This is a genomic window from Mycobacterium sp. NTMscope_MAC_12, assembly GCF_976985675.1.
On the sequence record NZ_CDRJYY010000001.1, the window covers coordinates 5,446,968 to 5,472,789 of the forward strand.

General features: G+C 65.8%; 32 protein-coding genes and 1 pseudogene. 20 read left to right on the forward strand and 13 right to left on the reverse strand.

Annotation, left to right across the window (positions count from 1 at the left end):
- Window positions 1-33 precede the first annotated feature (33 nt).
- From AC0KS4_RS25270 to AC0KS4_RS25290, 5 genes are all read right to left on the reverse strand, one after another.
- Entirely contained in the window at window positions 34-447 is a 414-nt protein-coding gene (locus AC0KS4_RS25270) for an ester cyclase (RefSeq protein WP_238955371.1), read from the reverse strand.
- A gap of 46 nt (window positions 448-493) precedes the next feature.
- Complete coding sequence (locus tag AC0KS4_RS25275) at window positions 494-1,999, reverse strand: carboxylesterase/lipase family protein (protein ID WP_238955373.1); 1,506 nt, start codon at window positions 1,997-1,999, stop codon at window positions 494-496.
- Window positions 2,000-2,074: 75 nt separating this feature from the next.
- Window positions 2,075-2,584 (reverse strand): cupin domain-containing protein, encoded by a 510-nt coding sequence (locus AC0KS4_RS25280; protein ID WP_238955375.1) that lies wholly within the window; start codon window positions 2,582-2,584, stop codon window positions 2,075-2,077.
- A 35-nt stretch (window positions 2,585-2,619) separates the two neighbouring features.
- Window positions 2,620-3,471, reverse strand: coding sequence for an HpcH/HpaI aldolase family protein (locus tag AC0KS4_RS25285; RefSeq protein WP_238955377.1), 852 nt, complete (start codon window positions 3,469-3,471; stop codon window positions 2,620-2,622).
- A gap of 40 nt (window positions 3,472-3,511) precedes the next feature.
- Window positions 3,512-3,940, reverse strand: coding sequence for a GlcG/HbpS family heme-binding protein (locus AC0KS4_RS25290; RefSeq protein ID WP_225327734.1), 429 nt, complete (start codon window positions 3,938-3,940; stop codon window positions 3,512-3,514).
- 167 nt (window positions 3,941-4,107) lie between these two features.
- Here AC0KS4_RS25290 and AC0KS4_RS25295 point away from each other — a divergent pair, with 167 nt between their 5' ends.
- The 4 genes from AC0KS4_RS25295 to AC0KS4_RS25310 all read left to right on the forward strand — a co-directional run bounded on the left by AC0KS4_RS25295 (window position 4,108) and on the right by AC0KS4_RS25310 (window position 6,621).
- Entirely contained in the window at window positions 4,108-4,752 is a 645-nt protein-coding gene (locus tag AC0KS4_RS25295) for a TetR/AcrR family transcriptional regulator (RefSeq protein ID WP_225327735.1), read from the forward strand.
- A gap of 57 nt (window positions 4,753-4,809) precedes the next feature.
- Window positions 4,810-5,163 carry a DUF732 domain-containing protein gene (locus tag AC0KS4_RS25300; RefSeq protein WP_225327736.1) on the forward strand — a complete coding sequence of 118 codons (354 nt, stop codon included), beginning with the start codon at window positions 4,810-4,812 and terminating at the stop codon, window positions 5,161-5,163.
- Between the two features lie 291 nt (window positions 5,164-5,454).
- Window positions 5,455-6,000, forward strand: coding sequence for a DUF488 domain-containing protein (locus AC0KS4_RS25305; RefSeq protein WP_225327737.1), 546 nt, complete (start codon window positions 5,455-5,457; stop codon window positions 5,998-6,000).
- A 63-nt stretch (window positions 6,001-6,063) separates the two neighbouring features.
- Entirely contained in the window at window positions 6,064-6,621 is a 558-nt protein-coding gene (locus AC0KS4_RS25310) for a nuclear transport factor 2 family protein (protein ID WP_238955379.1), read from the forward strand.
- 89 nt (window positions 6,622-6,710) lie between these two features.
- On the opposite strand, the gene AC0KS4_RS25315 is transcribed toward AC0KS4_RS25310, so the two are convergent.
- Entirely contained in the window at window positions 6,711-7,481 is a 771-nt protein-coding gene (locus tag AC0KS4_RS25315) for an SDR family NAD(P)-dependent oxidoreductase (protein WP_225327739.1), read from the reverse strand.
- A gap of 145 nt (window positions 7,482-7,626) precedes the next feature.
- Here AC0KS4_RS25315 and AC0KS4_RS25320 point away from each other — a divergent pair, with 145 nt between their 5' ends.
- The 3 genes from AC0KS4_RS25320 to AC0KS4_RS25330 are packed head-to-tail and all read left to right on the forward strand — an operon-like array spanning window position 7,627 to window position 10,495.
- Window positions 7,627-8,370 carry an SDR family NAD(P)-dependent oxidoreductase gene (locus tag AC0KS4_RS25320; RefSeq protein WP_225327740.1) on the forward strand — a complete coding sequence of 248 codons (744 nt, stop codon included), beginning with the start codon at window positions 7,627-7,629 and terminating at the stop codon, window positions 8,368-8,370.
- Window positions 8,371-8,421: 51 nt separating this feature from the next.
- On the forward strand, window positions 8,422-9,609 hold the full coding sequence (locus AC0KS4_RS25325; protein WP_225327741.1) for a cytochrome P450: 1,188 nt from the start codon (window positions 8,422-8,424) through the stop codon (window positions 9,607-9,609).
- Between the two features lie 22 nt (window positions 9,610-9,631).
- Entirely contained in the window at window positions 9,632-10,495 is an 864-nt protein-coding gene (locus AC0KS4_RS25330; protein ID WP_238955381.1) for an SDR family NAD(P)-dependent oxidoreductase, read from the forward strand.
- A gap of 101 nt (window positions 10,496-10,596) precedes the next feature.
- On the opposite strand, the gene AC0KS4_RS25335 is transcribed toward AC0KS4_RS25330, so the two are convergent.
- From AC0KS4_RS25335 to AC0KS4_RS25345, 3 genes are all read right to left on the reverse strand, one after another.
- Entirely contained in the window at window positions 10,597-11,439 is an 843-nt protein-coding gene (locus AC0KS4_RS25335) for a TauD/TfdA dioxygenase family protein (protein ID WP_238955383.1), read from the reverse strand.
- A 112-nt stretch (window positions 11,440-11,551) separates the two neighbouring features.
- Window positions 11,552-12,133, reverse strand: a complete 582-nt coding sequence (locus tag AC0KS4_RS25340; RefSeq protein WP_238955385.1) for a TetR family transcriptional regulator — start codon at window positions 12,131-12,133, stop codon at window positions 11,552-11,554.
- A gap of 19 nt (window positions 12,134-12,152) precedes the next feature.
- Window positions 12,153-12,782 carry a TetR/AcrR family transcriptional regulator gene (locus AC0KS4_RS25345; protein ID WP_238955388.1) on the reverse strand — a complete coding sequence of 210 codons (630 nt, stop codon included), beginning with the start codon at window positions 12,780-12,782 and terminating at the stop codon, window positions 12,153-12,155.
- A gap of 307 nt (window positions 12,783-13,089) precedes the next feature.
- Here AC0KS4_RS25345 and AC0KS4_RS25350 point away from each other — a divergent pair, with 307 nt between their 5' ends.
- From AC0KS4_RS25350 to AC0KS4_RS25375, 6 genes are all read left to right on the forward strand, one after another.
- A complete protein-coding gene (locus AC0KS4_RS25350) occupies window positions 13,090-13,512 on the forward strand; it encodes an Hsp20/alpha crystallin family protein (protein ID WP_238955391.1) in 423 nt (140 codons plus the stop codon).
- Window positions 13,513-13,524: 12 nt separating this feature from the next.
- Entirely contained in the window at window positions 13,525-13,890 is a 366-nt protein-coding gene (locus AC0KS4_RS25355; RefSeq protein ID WP_238955394.1) for a hypothetical protein, read from the forward strand.
- A gap of 195 nt (window positions 13,891-14,085) precedes the next feature.
- On the forward strand, window positions 14,086-14,283 hold the full coding sequence (locus AC0KS4_RS25360; protein ID WP_238955396.1) for a hypothetical protein: 198 nt from the start codon (window positions 14,086-14,088) through the stop codon (window positions 14,281-14,283).
- Window positions 14,284-14,414: 131 nt separating this feature from the next.
- Window positions 14,415-14,690: a hypothetical protein gene (locus AC0KS4_RS25365; protein WP_225327746.1), complete on the forward strand. Its 276-nt coding sequence runs from the start codon at window positions 14,415-14,417 to the stop codon at window positions 14,688-14,690.
- 55 nt (window positions 14,691-14,745) lie between these two features.
- Window positions 14,746-15,486: an SDR family NAD(P)-dependent oxidoreductase gene (locus tag AC0KS4_RS25370; protein WP_238955398.1), complete on the forward strand. Its 741-nt coding sequence runs from the start codon at window positions 14,746-14,748 to the stop codon at window positions 15,484-15,486.
- Between the two features lie 99 nt (window positions 15,487-15,585).
- The gene (locus AC0KS4_RS25375; protein ID WP_238955400.1) at window positions 15,586-17,019 is read left to right on the forward strand and encodes an FAD-binding oxidoreductase; all 1,434 of its coding nucleotides are present in this window, start codon (window positions 15,586-15,588) and stop codon (window positions 17,017-17,019) included.
- Between the two features lie 363 nt (window positions 17,020-17,382).
- On the opposite strand, the pseudogene AC0KS4_RS25380 reads toward AC0KS4_RS25375, so the two are convergent.
- Window positions 17,383-17,568, reverse strand: a pseudogene (locus tag AC0KS4_RS25380) (IS110 family transposase); the annotation flags it as partial.
- A 74-nt stretch (window positions 17,569-17,642) separates the two neighbouring features.
- On the opposite strand from AC0KS4_RS25380, the gene AC0KS4_RS25385 reads away from it, so the two are divergent.
- Together AC0KS4_RS25385 and AC0KS4_RS25390 are read left to right on the forward strand one after the other, a co-directional pair.
- Entirely contained in the window at window positions 17,643-17,810 is a 168-nt protein-coding gene (locus AC0KS4_RS25385; RefSeq protein WP_225327817.1) for a hypothetical protein, read from the forward strand.
- 135 nt (window positions 17,811-17,945) lie between these two features.
- Window positions 17,946-18,623, forward strand: coding sequence for a Crp/Fnr family transcriptional regulator (locus AC0KS4_RS25390; RefSeq protein WP_225327749.1), 678 nt, complete (start codon window positions 17,946-17,948; stop codon window positions 18,621-18,623).
- Here the strand turns inward: AC0KS4_RS25390 and AC0KS4_RS25395 are convergent.
- Window positions 18,620-19,516 carry an alpha/beta fold hydrolase gene (locus AC0KS4_RS25395; protein WP_472408548.1) on the reverse strand — a complete coding sequence of 299 codons (897 nt, stop codon included), beginning with the start codon at window positions 19,514-19,516 and terminating at the stop codon, window positions 18,620-18,622. The two genes, AC0KS4_RS25390 and AC0KS4_RS25395, sit on opposite strands and share 4 nt — an antisense overlap.
- A gap of 372 nt (window positions 19,517-19,888) precedes the next feature.
- On the opposite strand from AC0KS4_RS25395, the gene AC0KS4_RS25400 reads away from it, so the two are divergent.
- The 4 genes from AC0KS4_RS25400 to AC0KS4_RS25415 are packed head-to-tail and all read left to right on the forward strand — an operon-like array spanning window position 19,889 to window position 23,305.
- Window positions 19,889-21,280, forward strand: a complete 1,392-nt coding sequence (locus AC0KS4_RS25400) for an FAD-dependent oxidoreductase (protein ID WP_225327750.1) — start codon at window positions 19,889-19,891, stop codon at window positions 21,278-21,280.
- Window positions 21,277-21,708 (forward strand): SgcJ/EcaC family oxidoreductase, encoded by a 432-nt coding sequence (locus tag AC0KS4_RS25405; protein WP_225327751.1) that lies wholly within the window; start codon window positions 21,277-21,279, stop codon window positions 21,706-21,708. Before AC0KS4_RS25400 ends, AC0KS4_RS25405 begins: the two co-directional genes overlap by 4 nt.
- Window positions 21,709-21,762: 54 nt before the next feature.
- Complete coding sequence (locus AC0KS4_RS25410; protein ID WP_225327752.1) at window positions 21,763-22,317, forward strand: arsinothricin resistance N-acetyltransferase ArsN1 family B; 555 nt, start codon at window positions 21,763-21,765, stop codon at window positions 22,315-22,317.
- Window positions 22,318-22,348: 31 nt separating this feature from the next.
- On the forward strand, window positions 22,349-23,305 hold the full coding sequence (locus AC0KS4_RS25415) for a dipeptidase (RefSeq protein WP_225327753.1): 957 nt from the start codon (window positions 22,349-22,351) through the stop codon (window positions 23,303-23,305).
- A gap of 21 nt (window positions 23,306-23,326) precedes the next feature.
- Here AC0KS4_RS25415 and AC0KS4_RS25420 read toward each other — a convergent pair whose 3' ends face one another.
- Entirely contained in the window at window positions 23,327-24,007 is a 681-nt protein-coding gene (locus AC0KS4_RS25420; protein ID WP_255641186.1) for an Mce protein, read from the reverse strand.
- Window positions 24,007-24,618, reverse strand: coding sequence for a hypothetical protein (locus AC0KS4_RS25425; RefSeq protein ID WP_225327754.1), 612 nt, complete (start codon window positions 24,616-24,618; stop codon window positions 24,007-24,009). The genes AC0KS4_RS25420 and AC0KS4_RS25425 overlap by 1 nt, the downstream gene beginning before the upstream one ends.
- Before the next feature lie 334 nt (window positions 24,619-24,952).
- Here AC0KS4_RS25425 and AC0KS4_RS25430 point away from each other — a divergent pair, with 334 nt between their 5' ends.
- Window positions 24,953-25,822, forward strand: coding sequence for an MlaE family ABC transporter permease (locus AC0KS4_RS25430; RefSeq protein WP_225327755.1), 870 nt, complete (start codon window positions 24,953-24,955; stop codon window positions 25,820-25,822).

Sequence of the window (25,822 nt, forward strand, 5' to 3'; positions counted from 1 at the left end):
CCAATACCGGGCACTACACCTCGACGATCCAACTCAGGCCGTGATCTGCTGGTAGAGGCCGAACATATCCGGGCTGGCCCAGTGCTCGACGTACTTCCCGTCGACGATCCGGATGATGTCGATGACGCCGAATGACACTCGTCGTCCGGTTGCGGGAACGCCAAGGAACTCCGCCATATGTGTCGCCACATACGATTTGCGCGTGACGGTCTTGTCGCCTTCAGCGATCTGGTCGTGGATCGTGACGGCCAGGTCGGGGAACGCCACTTTCAGGACTCGGGTGAACCAATGAAACGCGCCGTCGGGCCCGTCCTGTCCCGGCGCGGCTGAACGGTTGATGAACTCCGGGGATACCGTCTCCCAGAAGAGTGCCTCGTTTCCCCCTTCGATGAATTCCTTGTTGAACCGGGCAATGATTTCTTTGTTCTGCTCTGGCGTGGTGGACATATTTTCTTTCTTTCGCGTTGCCGGACATTGCTTTCCGAGCGGTGTCTCACCGGTTGGCGGGCACGGTGCGCAGGGTGTGGATCATGTCGGTGACGGGGTTGGCGTCCAGCGGGCGGAGGTCGGTGGCATCGTCGATGACCGCGACCTGCCTTGTTGTGAGGTCGTAGCGGGGGAATTCGGTGCCGTCGAGGGTGCGGGGCACGCCGGTGCGGGCGAATTCCACCCAGGCGTGTTGGACGGCGTCGGACACTGCGGCGTCGATCTCGTCGTAGCTGGCGGGCGGTTCGAGCCCGCCGAACAGGTAGGGAATCTCGGCGCTGTGTTTGGCGAGCAGTCCCGATTTGCGGGCGCCCGGGGAGACCCGCGCGAAGCGGTAATGGTACGCCCGTCGTCCCAGCGCGGCGAAGCGTTCGGCGCTGGCCAGGGCCGGCTCGTGCCACACTGCGACGGTGATCAGATCGGCCAGCGCCTCATAGGGGCTGAGCCGGGAGGCGGCGTAGTGGGCGAGGATGTCCTCGGCGCGCTCGCCGCCCAGCGCGCGGGCCATGTGCGCGAGGGTGTCCTGGGTGTACACGTGGGCGGGGTCCAGCTCGGGATGGGCATACAGCAGGGTGGGCTGGACGAAAAAGCGGCCCTCGTGTTCGGTGCAGCCGATCATGACCGGCACGTCGGCGGGCCAGCCGGCGAAGTCCTCGGCCATCACCACTCCGTCGGCGGTCGGGTACCAGACGAGGTTGGCCGGGGTGTGCACCTGACCGGGTGGCGGGTTGATGCCGCACTGGTCGAACGAGGCCTGGCGCACCTGTTCGGCCGGCACCCGGCGTAGCTCAGCGATGTCGGTGCTGCCCAGCTGGTCGAACAGTCGCTGGCTGGCCGTGGTGACGCGCTGATACGACCGGGACCCGACGACTGCGTAATCCTCATAGCCGGCGCTTTGCACGACGGCCCGCTGGAACAGGCCGCGCGCGGAGGGGGTGTGCAGCAACGCGCGCGCGGCGGCGCCGCCGGCGGACTGCCCGAAGACCGTCACGTTGTTCGGGTCACCGCCGAATGCGGCGATATTCTCGGCCACCCAGGTCAGCGCGGCCACCCAGTCCAACAGCCCGAAGTTGGTGCCGGCCTGCGGGTGAGCCAGAAACCCGAACGCTCCCAGCCGGTAGTTCAGCGAGACCACCGTGACACCGCGCCGGGCCAGATTCTCGCCGGACCACAGCCTCATTGAGGAGGCGCCGTTGAGGAATCCGCCGCCGTGGATCCACACCATGACCGGTTGGCGCGCAACGGAATCGAGGGTCGAGGTCCACACATTCAGATATAGGCAGTCCTCGCTTTGCGGCGCGCCGGGATCGAAGCCGGTATCCACGGTCTGTATCGCGGCGTTGCCGAATCTCGTGGCATCGCGAACCCCGTCCCACGGGGCGGGCGGGGCCGGGGGCGCCCAGCGCAGGGCTCCGACCGGCGGGGCGGCGTACGGAATGCCGAGGAATCGGTGGATGCCGCCTTCTTCGGCGCCCGACACCAGTCCTTGCGCAGTACGCACGTTGCGGGTCATCGTGGATCCTGTTTCTCGAGGTATGTTGCGGCGCTTGCGTTCACGGCTGTCGTTTGTCGGGCGGGGTGGCGTCGATCATCGAGCCGACGAGCAGGCATGGTTGGTTGGTCCGGTTGCTCCAGCCGTGTTGACGCCGCGGATGATCACCGTGTCACCCGGGGTCATCAGGACCTCGTCGACGTCGGTGACCAAGTAGATTTCGCCTCGCACGCAGGTGATCGCATCGAGGGTGTCGGTGCGGTGCATGGTGGGGTGCCGCTGCGCGTCGGTGTCGCTGGGCTGGTGCTTTTGCCCGACCTGCTCGTTGAGCTCGGCGAACTCCTCGCGCAGCTCCTGGGGATCCTTGTCGGGCCAGATCTCCAGGGCCCGGACCAACATGCCGTTCGGGAACGGTTCACGACTGGCCCCCGGGTCGAGGGACCGGTCCCCGTCAATGCTGTTGTCGACCGGGGTTTCTCGTGTCGCCCACAGGGTGGCGCGCCAGAAGAAGCCCTCCTTGGACTGGGTGTTGGTGGGTTCGGTTTCCAGGATCGCCGAGCGGCCCTCGACGTCGGGTCCGACGACGTAGCGGTGCAGTGCGGCCATGGTTATGCCCTTTCGTTGACGAGGCGGGTCGTTGATCAAAACTGGGCGGGAAAACCGCTCTCGGGTGCAGCGGACCGGGTGAAGGAGGGGTGGGCGGCGACCGACGCGTTCGCCGCCGCGATGGTGTCTTCGCAGACCCGGCGAAAGGCCATCACGTCGATGCCGAGGCAGAACACGGCGATGCCGTCCCTGAGTGCCTGGGTGCAGCTTTGCGCGCTGGGGTCCAGGATCGGCCCGCCCATCAGCACCACACCGTGGCGGGCCGCGGCGTACTTGACCTTCTGGTAGGCGTCTTGCACCTTGGTGCTGCTGTGCATCCGGCTTCCCTCGCCGAGAGCGAAAGCGAGCTCGCCGGAAGCGAATCCGAGGATCCGGACCTGCTCGATCGCGCAGATCTCCTCGATGTTGTCCAGCGCATCCAGGGTTTCGATCAGCGGGACGACGAGCACGTTGGCGTCATTCCAGGCCGCGTACTCGCCGAACATGCGGATCGAATACCCTGCCGCCCGGTAGGCCGGGCAGATACCGCGCTTGCCCGCCGGCGGATAGGTCACCGCGTCGAGCACACCGCGGATGTCGGCCGCGCACCGCACCATCGGCACCACCACCCCGGCGGCGCCGGCCTCCAGCGCGCGCCGCGCGGCGGTACCGTCGCCGGGTTCGGGGATCCGCACCAACGTAGTGAGGCCGACCCCGTCGGCGGTGCGGATGGTGTCCTCCAGCGCGCGGGGGTTGATGTCGCAGTGTTCGCTGTCGAGCCAGACGAAATCAAAACCGGTGCGCCCCATCACCTCGATCAGGGTGTGGTTGCCGGTGAAGCACTGCATGCCCACCGGCAGCTGCCGGTTGTCGATCATGGCCAGCAGGCGATTCGGTGTGTCGAACATCGGCTGGGGGTTCCTTTCGCGGACAGGGACGGCTGTTGGGTCAGCTACCGGGATCGGCGCGCAGACCCCCGGCGGCGATGCCCGCGATCGCGCACGCTTCGTCGTTGTCGGGGTCGTGGCCGCTGACCCCGACGGCACCGATGACGTCGTCGTTGGCGTCGCGGATCAACACGCCGCCGGCGACGGGCACCAGGTCGCCGCCGGCCAGCGACACCAGCGAGTTGACGAACTCCGGATGAGAAACCGCCCGCGCGGCCAGGCTTCGGCTGCCCACACCCATATTCAGCGCCCCGCGGGCCTTGGCCTGGGCGATGCGTCCGCGCAGCAAACTCGAACCGTCTTCTGAGGCGAAGGCCACCAGCCGGCCCGCGGCATCAAGCACCGCGACCGTCATCGGGGGGAACTCGGCGCGCCGCGCATGGTCCAGCGCGGCGTCCACGATCATGCGCGCTCGGGCAAGGTCGATCACGACAGCTCGCCGTAGCGACCGACACCGCAATCGTTGGCGTCATGAGCAGAGGCATGGCAGAGCAGCATCCTGGCCCCCAAACGAGAGTGATCGTTTCTTCTTGAGCCTGACAGTACGCCGGGACTGCCCGATAGCGCAACCGATCGTTTTCGTTTAGCCTGTGTTTTGTGCCCCGCCTCAGCGAGCAGACCCGTGCGCAACGCCGCCAGCACATTCTCACCAGTGCGTGGACGTGCTTTTCGCGCGGCGGCTTCCACGCCACCTCGATGGACGATGTGATCGCCGCGACCGGAATGTCCTCGAGCGCGGTCTACCGGTACTTCCGCAGCAAAGATGAGCTCATCACGGCCACCGTCGACGAAGGACTGGCCAAGGTGCGCGGCATCTTCGTGGCAGTGCTGGGTCGCGACCCCTGTCCCACGCCGGCCGAAACCCTGTCCCTGTTGGTGGCCGAACTGGACAGCAGGACAAGCAATCCCGACTACGACATGACCCGGATCGCGCTGCAAACCTGGGCCGAAGCCCTGCGCGATCCGTTCCTCCAAAAACGTGCCCGCTCGCTCTATCGGGAAACTCTCGACCACATCACCGAACTGGCCGAACGCTGGCGCGAGGGCGGGCACCTCCCGCCGGACGCCGACACCCGCGCCACCGCCGCCACCGTGCTTTCCCTCATGCACGGCCTGATCGTCATGCACCACCTCGTCGACGACGTCCCCGCCGACGCGCTCCAACACGGCCTCGCCCTGCTTGGCGCCGCTGTGGTCCCAAAAGCGGTGACCACCACCCCGCTGCCGGAGGCCCGCCAATGACGCCCGACATCGACCTGACCGAGCTGGCCGCCAACGATTGAACAAGGAGAGGCATCCATGGCGGACACAAGACGAGACATCGGCCGGACGTGCATGGCGCTCGCGGTTGGGGCGTTGCTAGGCGCCGGAGCCGCGGGGGCCACCCCGGCCCACGCGCAAGGAGCCGATGATTTCCTCACCGACATCAACAGCATCGGCATCGGCAGCCGCGACGACCCCCATAACTTCGACCTGGTGGGGTTTGGCAACGCCATCTGCTGGCGGCTCTACAGTGGCGAGGCGCCCGGCCGCATCGCCGATGAGTTGGTCACCGGATCGCGTTCCAACGGCAGCTCGGCGCTTAGCCACGACCAGGCCACTGCCGCAGTGCGCTTTGCCGCGGCCGACCTATGCCCGGACGCCGCGCCGTAGTAAAAGCCGGACTGGTTTTGCGGCTGGCCAGGGACCGCGCTCGTGTCATACAGATCCGACGTAGCGAACCGGTTTGGTGTCAGCCAAATCGTCAAACCTCCGGACGCGGATACGTCCGCCATATTGTTTGGAACCTGAAGGCATTTCGCGTCGGGCAATCACATGACGAACGGATAACTTTGGCAGCTGAAGCGGCGCATCTAAGGCGCCGTAACCGCGCACCGGTCCCGGACAATAAAAAGTGGGCTCCCCCGATCGAGGAGTTCGACGGCTGGCGACGAGGGGGGCTCGGTGAGCACCGACCAGGTTTTTACGATCGGCCATTCGACACGCGAGTTCGACGAACTCTTGACGATGTTGCGCACCAACGCGATCACCTACCTCGCCGATGTGCGTTCGTTCCCGGCGTCCCGAAAGTATCCGCAGTGGAACAAGGACGCAATCGCCGAAGCGCTGCCGTCCGACATCGGCTACCGATGGATGCCGAAGCTGGGCGGCAGACGCCACACACCCGCGGGCGTGTCGAGCCGTAACGGCGCGTGGCGCGTCAAGGCGTTTCGCGACTACGCCGACTACATGCACACGCCCGACTTCAAAGAAGGCCTCGACGAGTTGATCGAACTAGCGACCGGACAACGGCCGGCAATCATGTGCAGCGAGGCGGTCCCGTGGCGCTGCCACCGCAGGTTGATCACGGATGCATTGCTGGTCGCCGGGATTGAGGTCATGCACATCATGTCCAACACCTCGACGAGGCCAGCCGTCCTAAACGAACACGCTCGCCTTGATGACGACGGGAACCTGTTCTACCCACCATCGCCCGAAGACCGCGTATGAGGTCGACCTCACCGTGTGCTATACAGGTGTACAGCGCAATCCGATCTCAGCGGAAGGACCGCCATGACCAACGGCGACGAGCTCGAGCAACTGCGGCAGCGGGTGCAATACCTGGAGGATCGCACCGCCATCCTCGACTGCGTGATGAACCAGTCCCGTGGGCATGACCGCCACGACGCGGAACTGATGGGCAGCGTTTATTTCGAGGACGGCGTCGACGAACACGGTCCGACCGTGAAACTCGGCCCCGAGTACGGGGATTGGGCCAACAACGCGCACAGCATGGTCTTCGAGGACCACCTGCACAACATCACCACCCACACCTGCGAGATCAACGGCGACGAAGCCCATGCGGAGAGCTATGTCATCGGGGCGATGCGGGCCAAGGGCGGCAAGATCGTGTCATTGATGGGCGGGCGCTACCTCGATCGCCTGGAGCGTCGCGACGGGGTATGGAAGATCGCGCTGCGCCGCTGCACCTTGGAATGGATGATGAGCGGCGATTCCTCGGTGCTGGCTTCCGGCGCCGTCAAGGGCTTCATCAAGGGCAAGTGGGACCGGACCGACCCCTCCTACGCACGTCCGCTGACGATCGAAGACGTCCCCGTCGAACGGTGGTGAACATCCGTGACAAGCGACGAGGTAGATCGCCTCGGTTGGTATCCGGTCGGCGGTTCTAACCCCAGCAGACGTCGCATCTCCCGTGTGTCTCAGACGCCGGCGGGGCCGGGCCCGCCGTGCATGTACAGCGTCTGGCCCGAGCAGTAGCTGGAGGCATCGGAGGCGAAAAACAGTACCCCGTAACCAATCTCATCCGGATCGGCGATGCGGCCTGACGCGTTGGTCTGTCCGATCATGTTGACGTCAAAGCCCTGACGGTCGGCGTCGGCTTCCAAGCCGGGCGTGCGGATGGCGCCGCAGGCGATGCAGTTGACCCGCACCCCCTTGCGGGTCCAGGCCGCGGCCATCGAGCCGGTGAGATTGTTCAGCCCGGCCTTCGCGGCGGCATACACCGGCGCCTGCGGCATGGCCAACAGGCTGGCGCCGGAAGAGATGTTGACGATGGCACCCTTGCCCGCGGCGATCATCGGTTCGGCGGCCGCGCGCGACAGATACCACGCACTGGAAAGATTCAGGTCCAGCACCTGATGCCACTCGTCGTCGGTCCACTTCATCAGAGATTTGGTCTGACCACCGCCGGCATTGTTCAAAAGCACATCCAGGCGCCCGAATTCGGCCAACGTGGTATCGACGAGGGACCGGCACTCCGCGGCATCGGTCACGTCGGTCGGCACGGCCAGTGCCCGCCGTCCCAGCGCCTCGATCTGGGCGGCCGTCGCCTTCAGCGGTTCCTCCCGGCGGCCGGCGAGCACGACGTCGGCGCCGTATTCGGCGAGGACCAGCGCCGAAGCCCGGCCGATCCCCGTGCCGCCGCCGGTGATGACGGCAACCCGCCCCTGCATCGAGAACCTGTCGTCCACAACACCACTTCCCATCGTCGCGACGCGAAACAGACGCAATACAACTGTACAGCATCAACGAAGGGCGGCCGCCTTGCCTACGGCGCTAGTTTCACTATACAGTCGTATAGCACCGGGTGTCGGTGCGGCAAGGAGCGTGTCTGACATGAACCGCGTGGCGGTGGTGACCGGTGGCGGATCGGGCCTGGGTCAGTCGATCTGCACGACGCTCGCCGCCGGCGGGCACCGGGTGGCGGTCCTCGACCTGAACGAGGAGGCGGCGACCAAGGTCGTCGCCGAGGTCCACGCGGCGGGAGGCAAGGCCGTCGCGGTCGGTGTCGACGTATCGGAGGAAGCGTCGGTTCACGCCGCGTTCGACACGGTGCGGGCACAGTTCGGCCCCGTCGAGATCTTGGTGACCAGCGCGGCCATCGGCGGCTTCACGCGGTTCGACCAGATCACCCTGGCGGAGTGGAATCGGTTTCTGGCGGTGAACCTGACTGGCACCTTCCTGAGCCTGCAGGCCGGCCTCGCGGACATGGTGCCCGGCGGCTGGGGGCGGATCGTCACCATCTCCTCGGCGGCCGGGCAACAGGGCGCGCCACGTCAGGGTCATTACTCGGCTACCAAGGGCGGGGTGATCGCGTTGACGAAGACCGTCGCGCGGGACTATGCCGGAAAAGGCATCACCGCCAACACGATTCCGCCGTTCGCGATCGACACCCCGATGCTGCGCGAACAACAGCGGCTGGAAAAGCTGCCGCCGACCGAGTACCTCACGCGGGCGATTCCCGCCGGCCACCTTGGCTCGCCCGAGGACGTCGCCGGGCTGTGCTCCTACCTGTGCACCGACGGCGCGGGCTACATCACCGGCCAGGTGATCGGGGTCAACGGCGGCGCCGTCATCTAGGCGGATCCTCGGACGAATCATGCTGCCCGGCAGCAACTTTGGAGGCAACAGATGAGCGACCTGTACTACGACCCTTGGGATGTCGAGATCGACCTCGACCCCTATCCGACGTATCGCCGGCTTCGCGACGAATCCCCGGTCTATTACAACGAGCGGCACAACTTCTGGGGCATCAGCCGCTACGCCGACGTCGACGCGGCACTCAAGGACACCACTCGCCTGAGCTCGGCCAAGGGCGACATCCTCGAAGTCGTGCTCACCGATCCGGTGATCCCGGCAGGCGTCTTCATCAATGAAGATCCCCCGGTGCACACCATCCACCGCGCCATCGTGTCGCGCGCATTCACACCGAAGAAGATGCGCGCCATCGAGGACAAGGTGCGCGCGTTCTGCACCGCCTGTCTCGACCCGCTGGTTGGCGGTGAACGCTTCGACTTCGTCGAGGACCTCGGGGCCGAACTCCCGATGAAAACGATCGGGATGCTCGCCGGCATCCCGGATTCCGAGCAGCCCGCGGTGCGCGCCCACGCCAACGCGGTACTGCGCAACGAAGCCGGCAAGCCCATGCACATCGACAAGGAGCACTACTTCACCGGCGAGATGTTCGGCGAATACGTCGAGTGGCGCGAGAAGCACCCGTCCGACGACCTGATCACCGAGCTGCTGAACGTCGAATTCGACGACGAAACCGGCACCACGCGCAAGCTGACCAAGCAAGAGCTGGTCATCTTCCTCGCCGTAGTCGCCGGCGCCGGCGTCGAGACCACCGGTCGGCTGTTCGGGTGGATGGGCAAGGTCCTGGCCGAACACCCCGACCAACGCAAGGAACTCGCCGAAGACCACTCGCTGATCCCAACGGCGATCGAGGAACTGCTGCGCTTCGAGCCGCCCGGGCCGCACGTCGCGCGCTACGTCGCAGCCGAGGACGTCGCGTTCCAGGAGCAGATCGTGCCGGCCGGTAGCGCGATACTGCTGATGCTCGCCTCGGCCAATCGCGACGAACGGCACTTCGAGGACCCCAGCCGGTTCGACATCCGCCGCAAGCCGGGCGGTCACCTCACTTTCGGCCGCGGCGCCCACTTCTGCGTCGGCTCGCCACTGGCCCGCCTCGAGGGCCGCGTCGCGCTCGAAGAGGTGCTCAAGCGATTCCCGGAGTGGACCATCGACATGGACAACGCGCGCCGTTCGCGCACATCGACCGTCCGGGGCTGGGACTCCATGCCCGCGATCGTCGGCTGATCCGACAGGCAGGAGAACTCCCATGTCGTCCGCACCGTGCGTGGCCGTCGTGACCGGAGCCAGCCGCGGCGCCGGAGCCGGCATCGCCCACGCCCTCGGACAGCACGGCGCCACCGTGTACGTCACCGGCCGCAGCGAGAACGCCCGCGACGCCGCCCTGCCCGGCACGATCCACCAGACGGCCGAAATGGTCAGCGCCGCAGGGGGACAGGGCATCGCCGTGCGTGTCGATCACGGCGATGACGATCAGGTCAAGGCCCTGTTCGCCCGGATCGAGCAGGAACAGGGCCACATCGACATCCTGGTGAACAACGCCGCCATCATCCGCGACGAAATGATGGGGCGCACCAAGTTCTGGGAAGAGCCGCTCAACGTCATCGACACCCTGGACGTCGGCGTGCGCAGCAGCTACGTCGCCACCGTCTATGCCGCACCCCTGATGCTCCCGCAGCGACGCGGCCTGGTGGCCTTCACCTCCTCGTCGGGGTCGGTGCACTACGCCTTCGGACCCGCCTACGGAGTGCCGAAGGCCGCGGTCGACAAGATGGCCGCCGACATGGCCTTCGACTTCAAAGACACTGGGATCACGGCGGTATCGATCTGGATGGGATCACTGCTCACCGACCGCGTCCGCGCCATCATCGCCAACAACCCCGAGAAGTTCGGGCACATCCTTGACAGCGCCGAAACGCCCGAACTCACCGGGCATGTGATCTGGGCGCTTTACAACGACCCCCAATGCCTCGAACTCAGCGGCCAGACCCTCATCGGCGCGGAACTGGCCGTCAAATACGGCATCCACGACGAAGACGGCCGGCAACCACCCTCCTACCGCGACCTGTTCGACGTCCATCCGCACACCCAGTGTGCACACGTGATGCGCTAGCCGAAGCGGTTGACCATTGCGCCCCGGCGTTGCTATACAGTCGTACAGCACTTCTGAGTGATTCGGTCCTTTGAAAAGAGCGCGCCCTGGGCGTCCGAACGCTAGGCGGCGGCGACGGGTTCCTCGCCGGCCAGCGTTGTGCGGTGCATCAGGCGCACCGACGTCGGTTCGAAAGGCAATGCGCGGTGCAGCATTCCGGTGTTATCCCACATCACCAGGTCCCCGACGCGCCACTGATGGCGGATGCTGAACTGCGGCTGCGTCGACCAGTCCAGCAGCCGGTCCAACAGCTCGCGGCTCTGGCCGGGCGGCCACCCGACCACCTCGGCGGCGGTCGCCCCCAACAGCATCGACTTCCGGCCGTCACGATGCGTCCACACCAGCGGGTGAATGCGGGCGGGAACCCGATTCCATTGCGCGCGTTGCTCTTCGGTGGCATCCGGGTTGGCCAGCGACTGGGCATGGGCGAAGGTATGCACGACTTGCAGGCCCGAGATCTGCGCCTTTTGCTCCTCCGGCAAGGCCTCGTAGGCGGCGTACGTGCTGGAGAATTCGGTATCCCCGCCGGCGGGATCGACGGCTCGGGCGGTCAACAGCGTGCCCTTCTGCGGGGTTTCGTCGGTGGCGCCGTCGATGTGCCAGTGGAAGTTGCCCTGACGGTAGGAGGCCAGCAGGGCGTTCGTCTTGGCCGGATCCAGCGTGATGGTCTGGATCTCCGGATAGCGGTGTTCACCGGTTGGCTGCACCACCAGCGTCCCCAGCATCCGGCTCAACTCCAGCAGGCCCTCGTCGCTGATGTGAACCTCGCGGTACACCACCACACCGTGCCGATCCAGCGCCGCCTGTGTCGCATCGGCGCCAGCGCGAGTCACCAGGTCGTCGCTGGTCATACCCGTGATTTCGAGCCCCAGGGCCGCAGAAATGGGGTGGGAACGGACCGCCATGACACCTCCACAAACTTTGGTGATTTGTACAAGAATAACGTATTCAACCGCGGAACGTCCATTCTCTCGCCATCCGGATCGTCGGATGAGCCTCCCGTGACGGGGCGAAGCGTCAGGCGGTGGGAGGTTCGACCTGGTCGAGGAACCGTTCGACCAGCGCGGTGGCTTCGGCATGGCCGGTGACGGTGCCGAGGCTCTCTTCGAGATAGATCATCCGCGGGATGCAGGACAGCAGGAACAGCACGGCGGCGGGCGGCAGGGTGTTCTCGTCGAGACCGTAGGTGGCCCAGCGGGATTGGATCGTCGTCAGCAAGGCCTGGCGTACACGTTCCCCGCCCTCGCCGATGACGGCACGCACGGCGCCGCGGTGATTGGCCAGTGCCATGAACTCCATCAGCAGCGCGGTGCCGGCGGCGTTGTTGGCGTATGCCCATGCGCCCCGTAGTGGTTGGTCGGATTTGGTGGCGCGCTGCAGGTCGGCGATGAGGCGATCGGTTGCCGAACGCAGCACCGCCACGAAGAGGTCGTCCAAGGACGGAAAGTAATACTGCACCAGGCCTGCGGCCACGCCCGCAGCGTTGGCTACACTGCGAAAGGTGACCGCCCCATAGCCCTGATCGAGCATCAGCGCTTCGGTGGCGGCCAGGATGCCCTGCAGCTTGGCCGACTGACGAGCGCCGCTACCTGATGCCATGAACAGTCCGCCTTTAGCGCTACCGTGAACGCCGTTGGGCGGTCTTACGTTTCGGAGCCGGGGCCGGCTCGATCGAGTCCAGGTACTTCTCGAAGGCGTTGGTGACTTCCTTGTGGGCGGTCTTGACCCCGATGCCCTCTTCGAGGTTGAGGAACTTGGGCAGCCCGGAGATCAGCAGTTGCAGGGCGGGCAGCGAGAAGTGTCCACCCGGGCGTGCGCTCTTGCCGAATTTGGCGACCAGCGCATCGACCTGACGTTTGCGGTTGGCTTGGGTCACCGCGGCGATCTCGGCCTGGATGGACTTGCGGTGATTGCCCAGGGCCATGAACTCCGTCATCAATGCGCCCGACGCCTCGGTCCGGCTGAACTCCCATAGGGCGCGGAGTGGATCGTCGGGGCGCGATTCGAGCACCTTGTCGAGCAGTCGACGGCTGCGTTCGGAATAGCGGCGGATCGCCGAGAGAAAAATGTCGTCGAGCGTCGGGAAGTAGTACTGCACCAGGCTGGGCGTGACGCCGGCGGCCGAGGCCAGGGCGCGGTAGGTCACGCTCGCATAGCCCTCGTCGAGCATCATCTTCTCGACATGGTCGAGCAGGGTGTCCCGGGTCTTGGACGTCTCGGCGCCCACACGCCGCGCAGATGCTGCCATGTTCTCCTCGTTCAGCCGGTTCGTTGTATTGTGACACCGGTAGCGCGCTGTACAGGCGTACAGTGTCGGCGACTCCGCGATCGCGCAGTACCAGTCCAGCGCCGAAGAGGCCGCCGCGGGCCCGGCCGTGTCAACCCGATCTCCGGCTGCATGCGATGGCCGGCAACATCTCTCGGCAACCGGGAGCCGAAAATTCTGGACCGGGCCCTTGCCAAGATCGCAGAGCCGAGATATATAAAAACTATGCCGCAAGGCATAGATAACCGATGCGAACAGATACTGGATGGGAGTGTTGGAGGTGACGACCATGTTGGTTCGTAGCGATCCGTTTCGTGACCTCGACCGCTTCACTCAGCAGGTATCCGGCACCGCGGCGCGTCCGGCCGCGATGCCGATGGATGCCTGGCGCGACGGCGAGCAGTTCGTGGTCGAATTCGATCTGCCGGGAATCGATGAGCAGTCGCTGGACCTCGACATCGAGCGCAATGTGGTGACGGTGCGCGCCGAGCGCCCCGATGTGGATCCAAGCCGGGAGATGCTGGCAACCGAACGGGCGCGTGGGGTGTTCAGTCGGCAACTGGTGCTCGGCGACAATCTCGACACCGAGCATATCGATGCGCGTTACGACGCCGGGGTCCTGCGTTTGCGTATCCCGGTGGCCGAGAAGGCCAAGCCGCGCAAGATCGCGGTCAACCGCGGGGATGGGCAGCAGACCGCAATCAGCGCGTGATGGGCCGGTGCGATGCTGACAGAACGTGGGTTGGTGATGACGCACCGCGGCACCGGGACAGCAGCGCCCGGCACGGTCATCGAGGCAGCACCAGGCCAGCAGACAGGGCTCTTGCTGGGCGATGATGCCGAGGTGTCGGTGCTGATGGCCGAGGTCGACGCCATCTTGTGCGCGGCGTCAGTCACCCTGCTCCGTCGGCCACCGGCGCCACCAGTGGCCGGGTGCGCCCTGCTCGGGCCCCGGTCACCTGGTCGGTCCTGGGAGGTATGCGCACCGCCGTGGCGTGCACCCGCACCCAATGTGCGCGCCGTGCAGCGCAGCCCTCCGAGGCGGCCATCGGCCAATCCCGATGACACCACGATGGAGAAAGGCAGGTGATGACATCACAACGAGGGTGAATGGGCCAGTCCGCCGACCCGGGCAATTCCGTGGGCACTACCTCGGTCCCGCACGGATGAGGTTCGGCCACTGCCATAGCCAGGCGACTCGTCCGGGGGCGGGCGGCCCACCCTCGCAGGACTCAAACGTGTTGACAGTCGGGGTTATTCATCAGTCGCGAAGGAAGGGATAGCCGTGATCGAACAAGCCATGCTCAACAGCCGTGCGCGCAAATACTCCGGGGCGCTGGACAACGTTCTGCCGGTGGAGGCCGACCCCGCCGACTGGGCAGAACAGCAACTCCCAGTCGCCCTGCCCGACGACGAATATCCCCATGTCGGTGGTGACCGCCGCGTCCTGATCATGGCGTCGGGCGGCCTCGATATCGACTGAAACGCATTGCGTTGAGGCCCAGCTTGTTTGAATCGGCAGGTGCTATGCCAATCCGCCGCGCCTGAGACTTGTTGGCCGGAGTGTGGCCGGCGTGTGACCTTCCCGCGACCGTGACGAAGGACGCTCATCACGTGACGGTAATCGCGGCAATCTGCGCGCTCACGACAGCGACGTGCATCGGCTACTACTTCGGCCGTCGTGCGGGCTCCACGCGGCCAAGCTGGAGGAAGCGCACCAGCCGGATCGCGCTGGGCAAGCTGGCGATCAACCTGGTCGCGATGATCACGGCACGCCGGCTCGAGCAGAGCCTGCAGCTCGAGCGGATGTTCACCGGTAGGCGAAGATCCAGACCGGTTGCCCCACTTGAGCTTCTGCGGGGTAGCGTCGTGCGGATGCGGTCCTACTAGGCTGCCCGAAGCATCGGGCCGCATCGAACCGCCGCGACGAGGGAAGAGAGCTGGCATGGCCGCGCTGCAGGACAAGGTGGCATTGGTGACGGGGGCGTCGTCGGGCCTGGGCGCGGAAACGGCCAAGCTGTTCTCGCGGCAGGGCGCAACGGTTTTCGGCATCGGTCGCGATGCCGGACGCCTGGCCGACGTGTTCGCCGACGTGGAACGCGGCGGATACGCGTCGGTGGACATCGCTTCGGCGCCGGCCTGCAGGGACGCGGTCGAGCGGTGCGTCCGCGACTTCGGCGGTTTGGACGTTCTCGTCAACGTCGCCGGGAAGCATCAGATGCGCCGCACGGAGTCGATGACCGACGACGATTGGGAGCAGGACGTCGCGGTCAACCTGAACGGTCCTTTCTTTCTTTGCCGGGCCGCGCTGCCCCACCTGCTGGAGCGCGGCGGAAACATCGTCAACGTCAGCTCGATCGCCGGTGTTGAGGGCCAGGCGTATTCGGCGGGATACTGCGCCGCCAAGCACGGGCTGATCGGGCTCACCCGCGCGCTGGCCGTGGAGTACACGGCGGATCGCCTTCGCGTCAACGCGGTGTGCCCCGGCGGCATGCTCACACCGCAAATCGAACAGTTCAGTGCGCCCGAAAATCCGAACTACGACCTGATCATGCGCACGGCCTCACCACGGGGCATGATGCAGCCCCTCGACGTCGCCAATGTGATCGCCTTCCTCGCCAGCGACGCCGCGGCGGCCATCCACGGCGCCGTCTATCGCGTCGACAACGGCAAGGGCGCCGGATAACGGTTGGGGCACGTTTCGGTCAACCGTCGACATGTCATGCGCCGCCACGGTTCTCGTGGTCGACAATTCGGGGCATGAGGCAGTCGCGGGAGCCCGGCGTTGGCGCGTGAAATCTCACGGCAGACGTTTCTGCGGGGCGCCGTCGGGGCGTTAGCCGCCGGAGCGGTGCTCGGCGCACCCCGGGCTGTCGCCGATCCCCGGCCGTCGGGGTGGGAAGGACTCTCCACCGCGCTCGGCGGCAAGGTGTTGCTTCCGGACAACCCCCAATTCGCCAGCGCCAAGCAGGTTTTCAACACCAACTACAACGGGTCCACGCCGGCGGCGGTCGTCACCCCGACGTCGGCGGCCGACGTGCAAAAGGCGATGGCGTTCGCCGCCGCCCACAACCTCAAGGTCGCTCCGCGCAGTGGCGGGCACTCCTACATCGGAGCGTCGACCGCGAACGGGACCATGGTGCTCGATCTGCGCCAGCTGCCCGGGGATGCCAACTACGACGCCGCCACGGGGCAGGTCACCGTGACGCCGGCCACCAGCCTGTACACGATGCACCGGACGCTCGCCGCGGCCGGCCGGGGCGTCCCGACCGGGACCTGCCCGTCGGTCGGCGCCGCCGGGCACGCGCTGGGCGGCGGCCTGGGCGCCCAATCCCGGCATGCGGGCCTGCTCTGTGACCAGCTGACGTCGGCTTCGGTGGTGCTGCCGAACGGCCAGGCGGTCACCGCCTCCGCCGCCAGCAACCCCGACCTGTTCTGGGCGCTGCGCGGCGGCGGTGGCGGCAACTTCGGTGTGACGACCTCCCTGACCTTCGCCACGTTCCCCACCAAGGACGTCGACGTCGTCAACCTCAACTTCCCGCCGGAGTCGTTCGCGCAGGTCCTCGTCGGATGGCAGAACTGGCTGCGCACCGCCGACCGAAACAGCTGGGCGCTGGCCGACGCCACCGTCGACGCGACGGGCATGCATTGCCGGATCATGGCCACCTCCCCAGCCGGATCGGGCAACAGCACTGCCGCAGCCATCACCCAAGCGGTCGGAATGCAGCCCTCCGGCACCGAAAACCACACCTTCAACTACATGGACCTGGTGAACTACCTGGCCGTCGGGAACCACAACCCTTCGCCGCTCGGCTATGTCGGCGGATCGGACGTCTTTTCCACCGTCAACGCGGGCGTGGCACAGGGGATCGCCGCGGCGGTCAACGCCTTTCCCCGCGGGGCCGGGCGCATGTTGGCGATCATGCACGCGCTCGACGGCGCCCTCGCCACGGTGGCGCCGGGAGCGACGGCCTTTCCCTGGCGCCGGCAGGCGGCGCTGGTGCAGTGGTACGTCGAAACCGGCGATCCTTCGGCGGCGACGAACTGGCTCGGCACGGCACACCAAGCGGTGCAACAGTATTCGGTCGGTGGCTACGTGAACTACATCGAGGCCAACCAGTCGCCGGCGCGCTATTTCGGCCCGAACCTGTCCCGGCTGAGCGCGGTGCGACAGAAATATGACCCCGGCCGGGTGATGTTCTCCGGGCTGAATTACTAGGCGGCGGGGGGTGTCCCTATGTGTTTCGTCAAGGTTGACGGGCTGACTCTCGGTTGAGGCGGTGGGGTCTGTTGTTGAGAATGGCTGGATGGTGGGCGTGCGGTTTGTGCGGCGTGTGGACGGGTTGACCTACGAGTTCGTTCGCAATGGGGAGGTGGATGGCTTTCCGTCGTATAAGCGGATCGACCTCGATGTTTGGTGTCGACGACTCCCTGACTTCGGTTGGGTGGTGTGCAACGAGGTCTCTGCGGTGTCGAGTCGCCCATTCGGCGATGCCGGGTGGGGTGATCTTCCACCCGAGGGTGTGTGGGTGAGTTACAAGGGTGATCGGTCGTATGTGTATGACCTGGTTCGGGTCGATGTTTAGGCGGCGGCGGGTTGCGAATCTCGATAAAGCTGTTTGGTTTTCAGCATTGCGTAGAGGACGTCGCAGCGGCGTCGTGCTAGGCAGATGAGGGCGGCGTTGTGTTTCTTGCCCTCCGCCCTCTTGCGGTCGTAGAAGCTGCGGCTTGTCGGGTCGTGTAGGGCGGCGAAAGCGGACAGGAACAGGTCCGCAAGTCGGTGATTAGACCAGCTTTGCACGGGGTACTTCCAATGCATCTGTGCGAGTTAGGGGTTGGTGAATGGCAGTGGAACACGGTCGCGCACGGTGCCCGCGATGCATGGCGTGGGCGCAGTACAGCTTCCTCGAGCGCGACGACAAGCTCGAGTATCAGGTCCATTGCGATGCGTGCGGCAACTTCTACTCCGAAGTCACAGCCGCATCGGCCACCACGACGCCCGCCGCCTAGCCGCCGGCCCCCGGACCTGCTGCGTTACGGAATTTAACCCTGGTGTAAAGTCGAGGTCGCGAGCCAAGACGCCCCCAACCTGGAGCAGCGCCTAGTGCGCGCAAACGCCGTGCGGAACGCGTTGAAAGGGGCGGCGTGGACGACATTTTGGCGCGAGCCGGCATCTTCCAGGGAATTGCACCCGATGCGGTCGCCGCGTTGGCTCGCCATCTGCAGCACGTCTCCTTCCCTCGCAGGCGCACCGTCTTCGTCGAAGGCGAGGCGGGCGACGACCTCTTTGTGATCCTGGCGGGCTCGGTGAAGATCCGCCACCAGACGGCAGACGGCCGTGAAACCGTGTTCGCGGTGCTGGGCCCCGGTGACGTGTTCGGTGAGCTCGCGCTCTTCGATCCGGGCCCGCGCACCTCGACGGTGATCACGCTGACCGAGGTGGAAACCGTCAGGATGGACCGCCAGGCCCTGCGAACATGGATGGCCGAACGACCCGAAATCGCGGAGCAGCTGCTACGGGTGCTGGCGCGCCGACTCCGGCACACCAACAACACCCTGTGCGACTTGATCTTCACCGACGTGCCCGCCCGGGTGGCCAAGCAAATCCTCGATCTGGCAATGCGATTCGGCACCGACAATGGGGGACCGGTGCGCGTCGAGCATCACCTCACCCAGAAGGAGCTCGCTCAACTCGTCGGTTCCTCACGCGAAACGGTCAACAAGGCGCTCTCGGACTTCACCCAGCGCGGCTGGATCCGGCAGCAGGGTAGGGCCCTGATCATCGACCAGCCCGCGAAGCTGGCCCGCCGCGCACGGGCTTAGGTGATCGACCAGAATTCCAGGAGCGTGCGCAGCGTCGCGACCAGTGGAAGCGGTTGGTCGAGCATCGGATGATGACCGGCTTCGGCCAACTCGACAAAGGGGCCCCTCAGCTGCAGGAGAGAGCGGATCCGTTCGGCCATCGCGGGCGGAACCAATCCGGCCTCGCAACGCAAATAGCCTACGCGGCAACGCATTGCGGCGAGCATGCTCTCCAACGATTCCTCGTCGGCGGGCGTCGGCTCGAGATACTCACCGCCGTAAATCGCCGGATCGAACTTCCACACCCAGCCCGCGTTGGTCTTGCGCACCGACTCGGCCGCGATGTGCTGACGGACGTAGGGGAGGATCAACTCCTGCGACGGCACCGCCGTAAAACGGGCCAGGATCTCGTCTCTGGTCCGGTATTCGGTGTGTTTGTGCCGTCGTAGCCGCCCTTCCTCCGGCGCACGCTCCCACAACGGCGAGTCGATCACCAGCATGCTGTTGATCTGCCGGCTGTAGTGCATTGCCGCCGTGGACGCTACCCAACCGCCCATGCTGTGGCCGACGATGGTCGGCCGCCCGGCGGGGCCGGCGGAGGATGCGGCCGCCATCACCTCGCTTGCCCAGATCCGCAGGTCATAGCCGGCTCGTGACCCGCTGTCGCCATGCCCGGACAGATCCAGCGCGATCACCCGGTGGGTACGGGAAATGAACGGCGCGATGTGATCCCACCAACCGGAGTGCGCACCGCCGCCGTGGATCAGCACCACCGGAGGTTGGTCCGCGGCACCCCAAAGACGTAGGTGGATGCGGCAGCCGTCGACCTCCACCTCGCCCTGCTCGGGCCGTTGATCGAGTGCGGCAGTGAACCACGCCGGCGTGACGGGTATCTGGCGCGAACGGGAAAACAGTTTGACCCTCCCTATTCGCGATGCAGGTCAGCCACGCCGACGCCCCACTTTAACTGCAGCGGAACAATTCCGGAAGGATGCGCTATCGACCTCCGCGGCCCCTTGGGCGGCGTCGCGTCACCGAGATGGCCGCCGCCAATGCCCGCCGCGACCCAAATCCTCTGCATAGATCCAACTTCCACCGAGTTGAGGAGCTCGCCGCTGCCCCCGACGGGGCTCCGATCTCCAGGGATCCCGCCCCGCCGGCCGCGCCGAACAACCACCATTATCAATTCCTTAATATTCTTACCATAACCTTATATTTGCGGTATGCTGCTGCGTCATGGGTCACAACACAAACCGTGTGGGCTCGACTGACCAAGGGCGTTCGCCGTGAATGCTTCGCGCCAACACGCCATTGTGCTGGGCGCCGGGATCGCGGGTCTGCTTGCCGCGCGCGTGCTTTCGGACTTCTACGACTCGGTCAGCGTCATCGAGCGCGACAAGGCCCCCGGCCATCCCGTTCACCGGAAGGGCGTGCCGCAGGGCCGTCACGTGCATATGTTTCTCAGCCGCGGCACGCAAGTGCTTGCCGAACTCTTTCCCGGCCTGATCGACGAGTTGGGCGCGGCCGGCGCCACTGTCATCAACGACGGCGACCTGTCGCGGTTCTACGTGCGCACGGGCCGCTACGAGCTCCAACGCTCGGGCACGTTGACCGATCCCACGGCGGTCACGTTGTGCCTGGCCAGCCGGCCGTTCGTGGAGTTTCATGTGCATCGGCGCGTCGCGGCACTGTCCAACGTGACTCTTCTCGACGGCCACGACGTCATCGAGCCGCTTGCCGCCGGGGAGGCGGTCACCGGTGCGCGAATCCTGCACCGCGACAACGGCGCGGCCATCGATGTGCCCGCGGATCTGGTCGTCGATGCCATGGGCCGCTCCGCCCGCACGCCGGCCCTTCTGGAACTCCTGGGTTACGGGCGCCCACCCGAGACGCGGTCCACCGCCATGCTGGGCTACTCCAGCCAACTGCTGAGCATGCCGACGGGATGCCTCGACAAGCAGATGGTCGTGTTCAACCTCGGCGGCGGCGGTAAGCCCGGTGGTCTGCTGCTGGCCTGCGAGAACGACACCTGGATGTTCGCGGTCGGCCGCACGATCGACACCGGCGGGGCGCCACCCGATTTCGCCACCATGCTCGCGCTGGCCGATCGCGCCTTGCCCCCGGAAATCATCGACGGGCTACGCCGCGCGCAGCCGCTCGCGGACATCGCCACCTTCCGTAACCCCGCGGCGGTATGGCGGCGCTACGACCAGATGCCGAGATTCCCCCGCGGCCTGCTCGTCATCGGCGATGCGCTGTGCAGCCCCAATCCCGTGTACGGCCAAGGCATGACGATGGCGGCGCAGCAAGCGCTGGCACTGCGAGACTGTCTGCGCGGCGGCGACGCCGACTTGGCCCAGCGCTTCTTCCACATGACGGCACGCGACATCGGCCCGACATGGGCGATGAACCAGGCCAACGATCGCGTCCCATCTCCCACCCTCAAGCCTTCCCTGAGTCGGCGGCTGCGCGGCCAGTTGGTCGGTGCCATGCTGAACGCCGCCGGTGATGACACCGCGGTAACCGAAAGCCTGCTGCGGGTCACCCATCTCGTCGATCCGCCGGCGCGACTCCAGGATCCCACGTTGCTGCTGCGCGTCCTTCGAGCCACCTTGCGGCGACGGTTCCACCGTGCGCAGCAGCCGCGTCGGCACCAACGTTTACGGGAGGCGTTGTGACGAGCGGCGACCGGCGAGCCGACGAGGACGCCATCCGCGGGTTGATCGCTCAGCAGGTAAACGGTTGGGCGGCGGGCGATCCCGACGCCTATGCCGGTGTCTTCACCCACGATGCGGACTACGTCACGTTTCTGGGCAGCCACCACACGGGGCGCGAAGCGATCGCGGCAGCGTACCTCCCGCTGTTCCGCAAGCTCCTCAAGGGAACCCGCCTACGGATAGACATCACCCAGGTCCGGTTTCTCACACCGGACGTGGCGCTGCTTCACGCGGACGCCGCGGTGGTACGGCGCCGACGCAATCGGCGCAAAAGTCGCGTGAACACCAGCGTCGCCGTGCGGGCTGATGGGCGCTGGTTACTTGTTGCCTCGCAAAACACCACCCGTCGCCGGTTCGCCGAAACCCTCATATCCACATTATTTTCCTGAAGGCCGACACCACCGTCGCTGTACGGCTAGCCTTCTGTGGTCGTGAAGGTTCGCATGGCCACGCCCGAGGACGCGGGTGCCGTCGCTGAAATCTATCTACCGTACGTGCGGGACACGGCGGTGTCCTTCGAGACGGCTCCCCCCGGCGTCCAGGAGGTGCGGTCGAGGATGACCCGCACGCTTGCGACATTGCCCTGGCTGGTCGTCGCCGATAGCCAAGGCGTCAAGGGATACGCCTATGCGAGCCCGCACCGGGCGCGCGACGCCTACCGTTGGTGCGTCGATGTGTCGCTGTACCTCGACGCGTCCATTCACGGCCGCGGTCATGGCCGCCGAATCTACGCGGGACTGCTGAATCTGCTCGTCGCACAAGGGTATGTCAATGCCTATGCGGGCATCACGCTTCCCAATGCCGCCAGCGTCGGGCTGCACGAGGCTTTGGGTTTCACCCCCGTCGGTACCTTTCGGGGCGTGGGCTTCAAGCAGGAAAGGTGGTGGGATGTCGGCTGGTGGCATCGTCGGTTGGCCGACCCGCCCGGGTCCCCGCGGGAACCGATGCCCTGGGCCGAGCTCGCCGACCAAGCCGTCGAGGCCGCGCTCGAGGGGTAAACCATAAGGGTCTAAGGAGAGTTCACCACCCATGACCACGCTGCTCTGGGACCAGCACACGTGTCTGCCGCTCAACACCGACACCGAGATCGGTCCGTTGACGCGTTACCAATACGCCGGTCGCACCGTGCTTTCGGTCAACGCGGGATACTCCCCGCACAGCTTCAGCGACGCCGTGGCGCTCCTGCACCACTATCGCGCCGGGATCGCCGCCCACCCCGACCTGGAACTGGTGGCCACCGTCGGCGAGGTAGACGCGGCGACCCGGGCCGGGCGCATCGCGGTGGTTTTCGACCTGGAAGACTCAGGCCCACTCGATGACGATCTGGAAAATGTGCGCACCCTGGCGAACCTGGGGGTACGCACCCTGCTGCCGACCTACAACAACGCCAACCGGGCCGGCAGCGGCTGCCTCGACCGCACCGATGGCGGCCTCACCGATTGGGGCCGTGCGGTCATCGCCGAACTGAACGCAGCCGGCATCGTTCCCGACGGATCCCACTGCAGCGCACGCACCGGTCTCGACATGTGCGAGGTATCCGCCGGGCCGGTCATTTACAGCCACTCGTGCATGCGCGCGCTGTGGGAGCATCCCCGCAACATCACCGACGACCAGGCGCGGGCCTGCGCGCAGACGGGCGGCGTCATCGGCATCACCGGCGTCGGCATCTTCCTCGGACCCAACACGCCCACGCTGGACGCGATGACACGGCACCTCGAATACGCCGTCGACCTCGTCGGCGTCGAGCACGTCGGCGTCAGCACCGACTTCTGTTTCGACGCCGCCGATTTCGTCGATGAGCTGCGGCGCAATCCCCACCTGTTCGACGACAGCTACACGCGCTGGGGCCCGATCCGATGGATGCCGCCGGAAACGTTCGTGACGCTCGGCGAGCACCTGCGGGCCAGGGGATGGAACGGCCGCGACATCCACGCGGTGCTCGGTGGAAACTTCTATCGGGTGGCCGAGGAAACCTGGCGCGCCTGAACAACCCGTCGGCGCACCGGTTCAGGGAAGCTCCACCTTGCTGGCCAGCCAGCGGCCGTCCACCTTTTCCATGGTCATCTTCACCCTGCTGCGGTCCAACTGGGGAACCGGCGCCGCCCCGTTGCTCACCGACTGATCGACGAACAGCACGACGTCCACCTTGTCCTCGGTCGCCGACTGGACCGCCGCATCGACGACGCTGCCGTGCGCCGCCGCCTTGTTGTCGATGAGCGTTTGGCGCAGCTGGGCGCTGGATTTCGTGTACATGTCCTTGAACTCGCCGGTCGAGCCGTCGAGAACCTCGGTGAAGTTCTTATCGATCGCGTTGGTGTCCACGCTGGTGAGCGCCAGGATATATTTCTTGGCCGCAGACAGCGCTTGGGTCGCAGCGACATCCTTCTGGTGATGCTGGAACAGCAGCCAGCCCTCGTATCCGGCCCCGGCGAGCGCTACGGCCAGAATCACGGCGGCGGCCCGGCGAGCGACATTGACCCGCAGGCCCTTTCGCCGGCGCGGCGGCTGGTCGCCTTCCGCATCGACACGACCCTCGTCATGGTCCGTGTCGGGTGAGGTGTCGGCCGGCGGACTCATGTCGCCTTCCCCAACTTCCGAGACTTCTGTGCCTTCTGCGGCGATACGGAAGCGGCTCACCAACCACGTCCGTGGGTTGCCGACTGTTCGTAGCGATGGGCGGTAGTTCATCAGTTACATGCGCCGGAGTCACGTAGCGCGTTCGCCCAGCCGGTGGCCGAGACGATGTTCGCGTGGGTGACGCCCGACGGTTCCTTTCTCTTGATGCTGTCGCTGATCCGTGACAACTGAAATGCCAAGTGGGTCATGGATTCCCCGCCGTATATCGGCGAATAGGGGCCGAAGTTGTCGGGTTCGTTGGTGATGATCAGTGGCTTTACCCGCGGGCCCAGAAAGGCCGTCGACCGGTCGATGTTGGTGACAACGGCGTTGGCGTTCTGCTGCACACCACCGGCCGTGTAGTCGTCGTGCTGATCACCGAGGTATCGGTTGAAGTCGTTGATCTGGCCCATCAATGGGTCGAATTGGGACTTGAACCATTGGCAGGAGTCGGACATTCCGCCGATCATCTCGGGTGTCACCCGAGAGGCGAAGGTGTTGTACGGCCAGATGTCGAAGTTCGGTGACCAATCGCTGGGTGCCGGCGTGAACGCGGGCAACGGTGGGGGAGGCTGACCCGGATCGGCGTAGGCGGTGCCGGACAGCGCGAGGGCGGTAGCGAGCAGCGCCGGCCCGGCGGCCGAAATGCCGCCGCCCGCCCGTCGCAACCTCGTCAGGATCATCCGCGCCTTCCCCAGGAAAACGATAACTCGCGATCACCCCAGACTGAACCAACCATTTAGTAGACAAATGCCTATTAACATCAGCAGTCCGGAACGCGATCTTCCCGCGATGTCAGCGGCGCGTCAAGAGGCGGCTAGCAGGGAAATACGCGAAATGACCATGGGTCATACCCGGCTCGGTGGCTCAAATTAGGCGCTGAATTTGCAGACAGTGCAAAGTGAGATCTTCCGCATAACCTGAGCAGCGGTTAACATAGCGGCCCGTGGGGGCACACCAAAGGTTCACCGATGAACACACATACCGGCGAGTCGTCGCGCTGAGGCGCATCCGGCGATGACCATCCAGGACGACCGCTCGCTCAACGACGACCGAGCACCCGAGGGTGTGGCCACCATCCAGGAGTGGTCCGCGGGCTACGTCGTGCGGCACCCCCTCGCTTCGCTCACCACCCTCGGCGAGCAGTACATCCTCGCGGTACGCACGGTCGAGTACTGCGTGGTCGACCTGTTCACCGGGCGCTTCCAATGGGCGGAGTTCGTGCGCCAGGGCGCATTCATGGCGGCGACCGCCGTGCTGCCCACCGTCCTGGTGGCGCTGCCGATCGGGGTGACGCTATCCATCCAGTTCGCCCTGTTGGCCAACCAGGTCGGTGCGACCTCCCTCGCCGGCGCCGCCAGTGGGCTCGCCGTGATCCGACAGGCCGCCTCATTGGTGGCCGCGGTGCTGATGGCTTCGGCCGTCGGGTCCGCCATCACCGCGGATCTCGGGTCTCGGACCATGCGCGAAGAGACCGACGCGATGGAGGTCATGGGGGTCTCGGTGATCCGCCGTCTGGTCGTACCCCGCTTCGCCGCGGCCATCATGGTCGGCGTCGCCCTGACCGGAATCACGTGCTTCGTCGGGTTTTTGGCCAGCTATCTGTTCAATGTCTACTTCCAGCGGGGCGCGCCGGGAAGTTTCGTGGCGACGTTCTCGTCGTTCGCCACCACGGAGGACATGATCGTGGCGCTGCTCAAGGCCGTGATCTACGGAGCCATTGTCGCGGTAATCGCCTGCCAGAAAGGTCTTTTCACCAAGGGCGGCCCGGCGGGCGTGGCCAACTCGGTGAACGCGGCGGTGGTGGAATCGATTTTGGTGCTGATGGTCGTCAACGTCGGAATCAGCCAGTTGTACAACATGCTGTTTCCCAGGACGGGGCTGTGA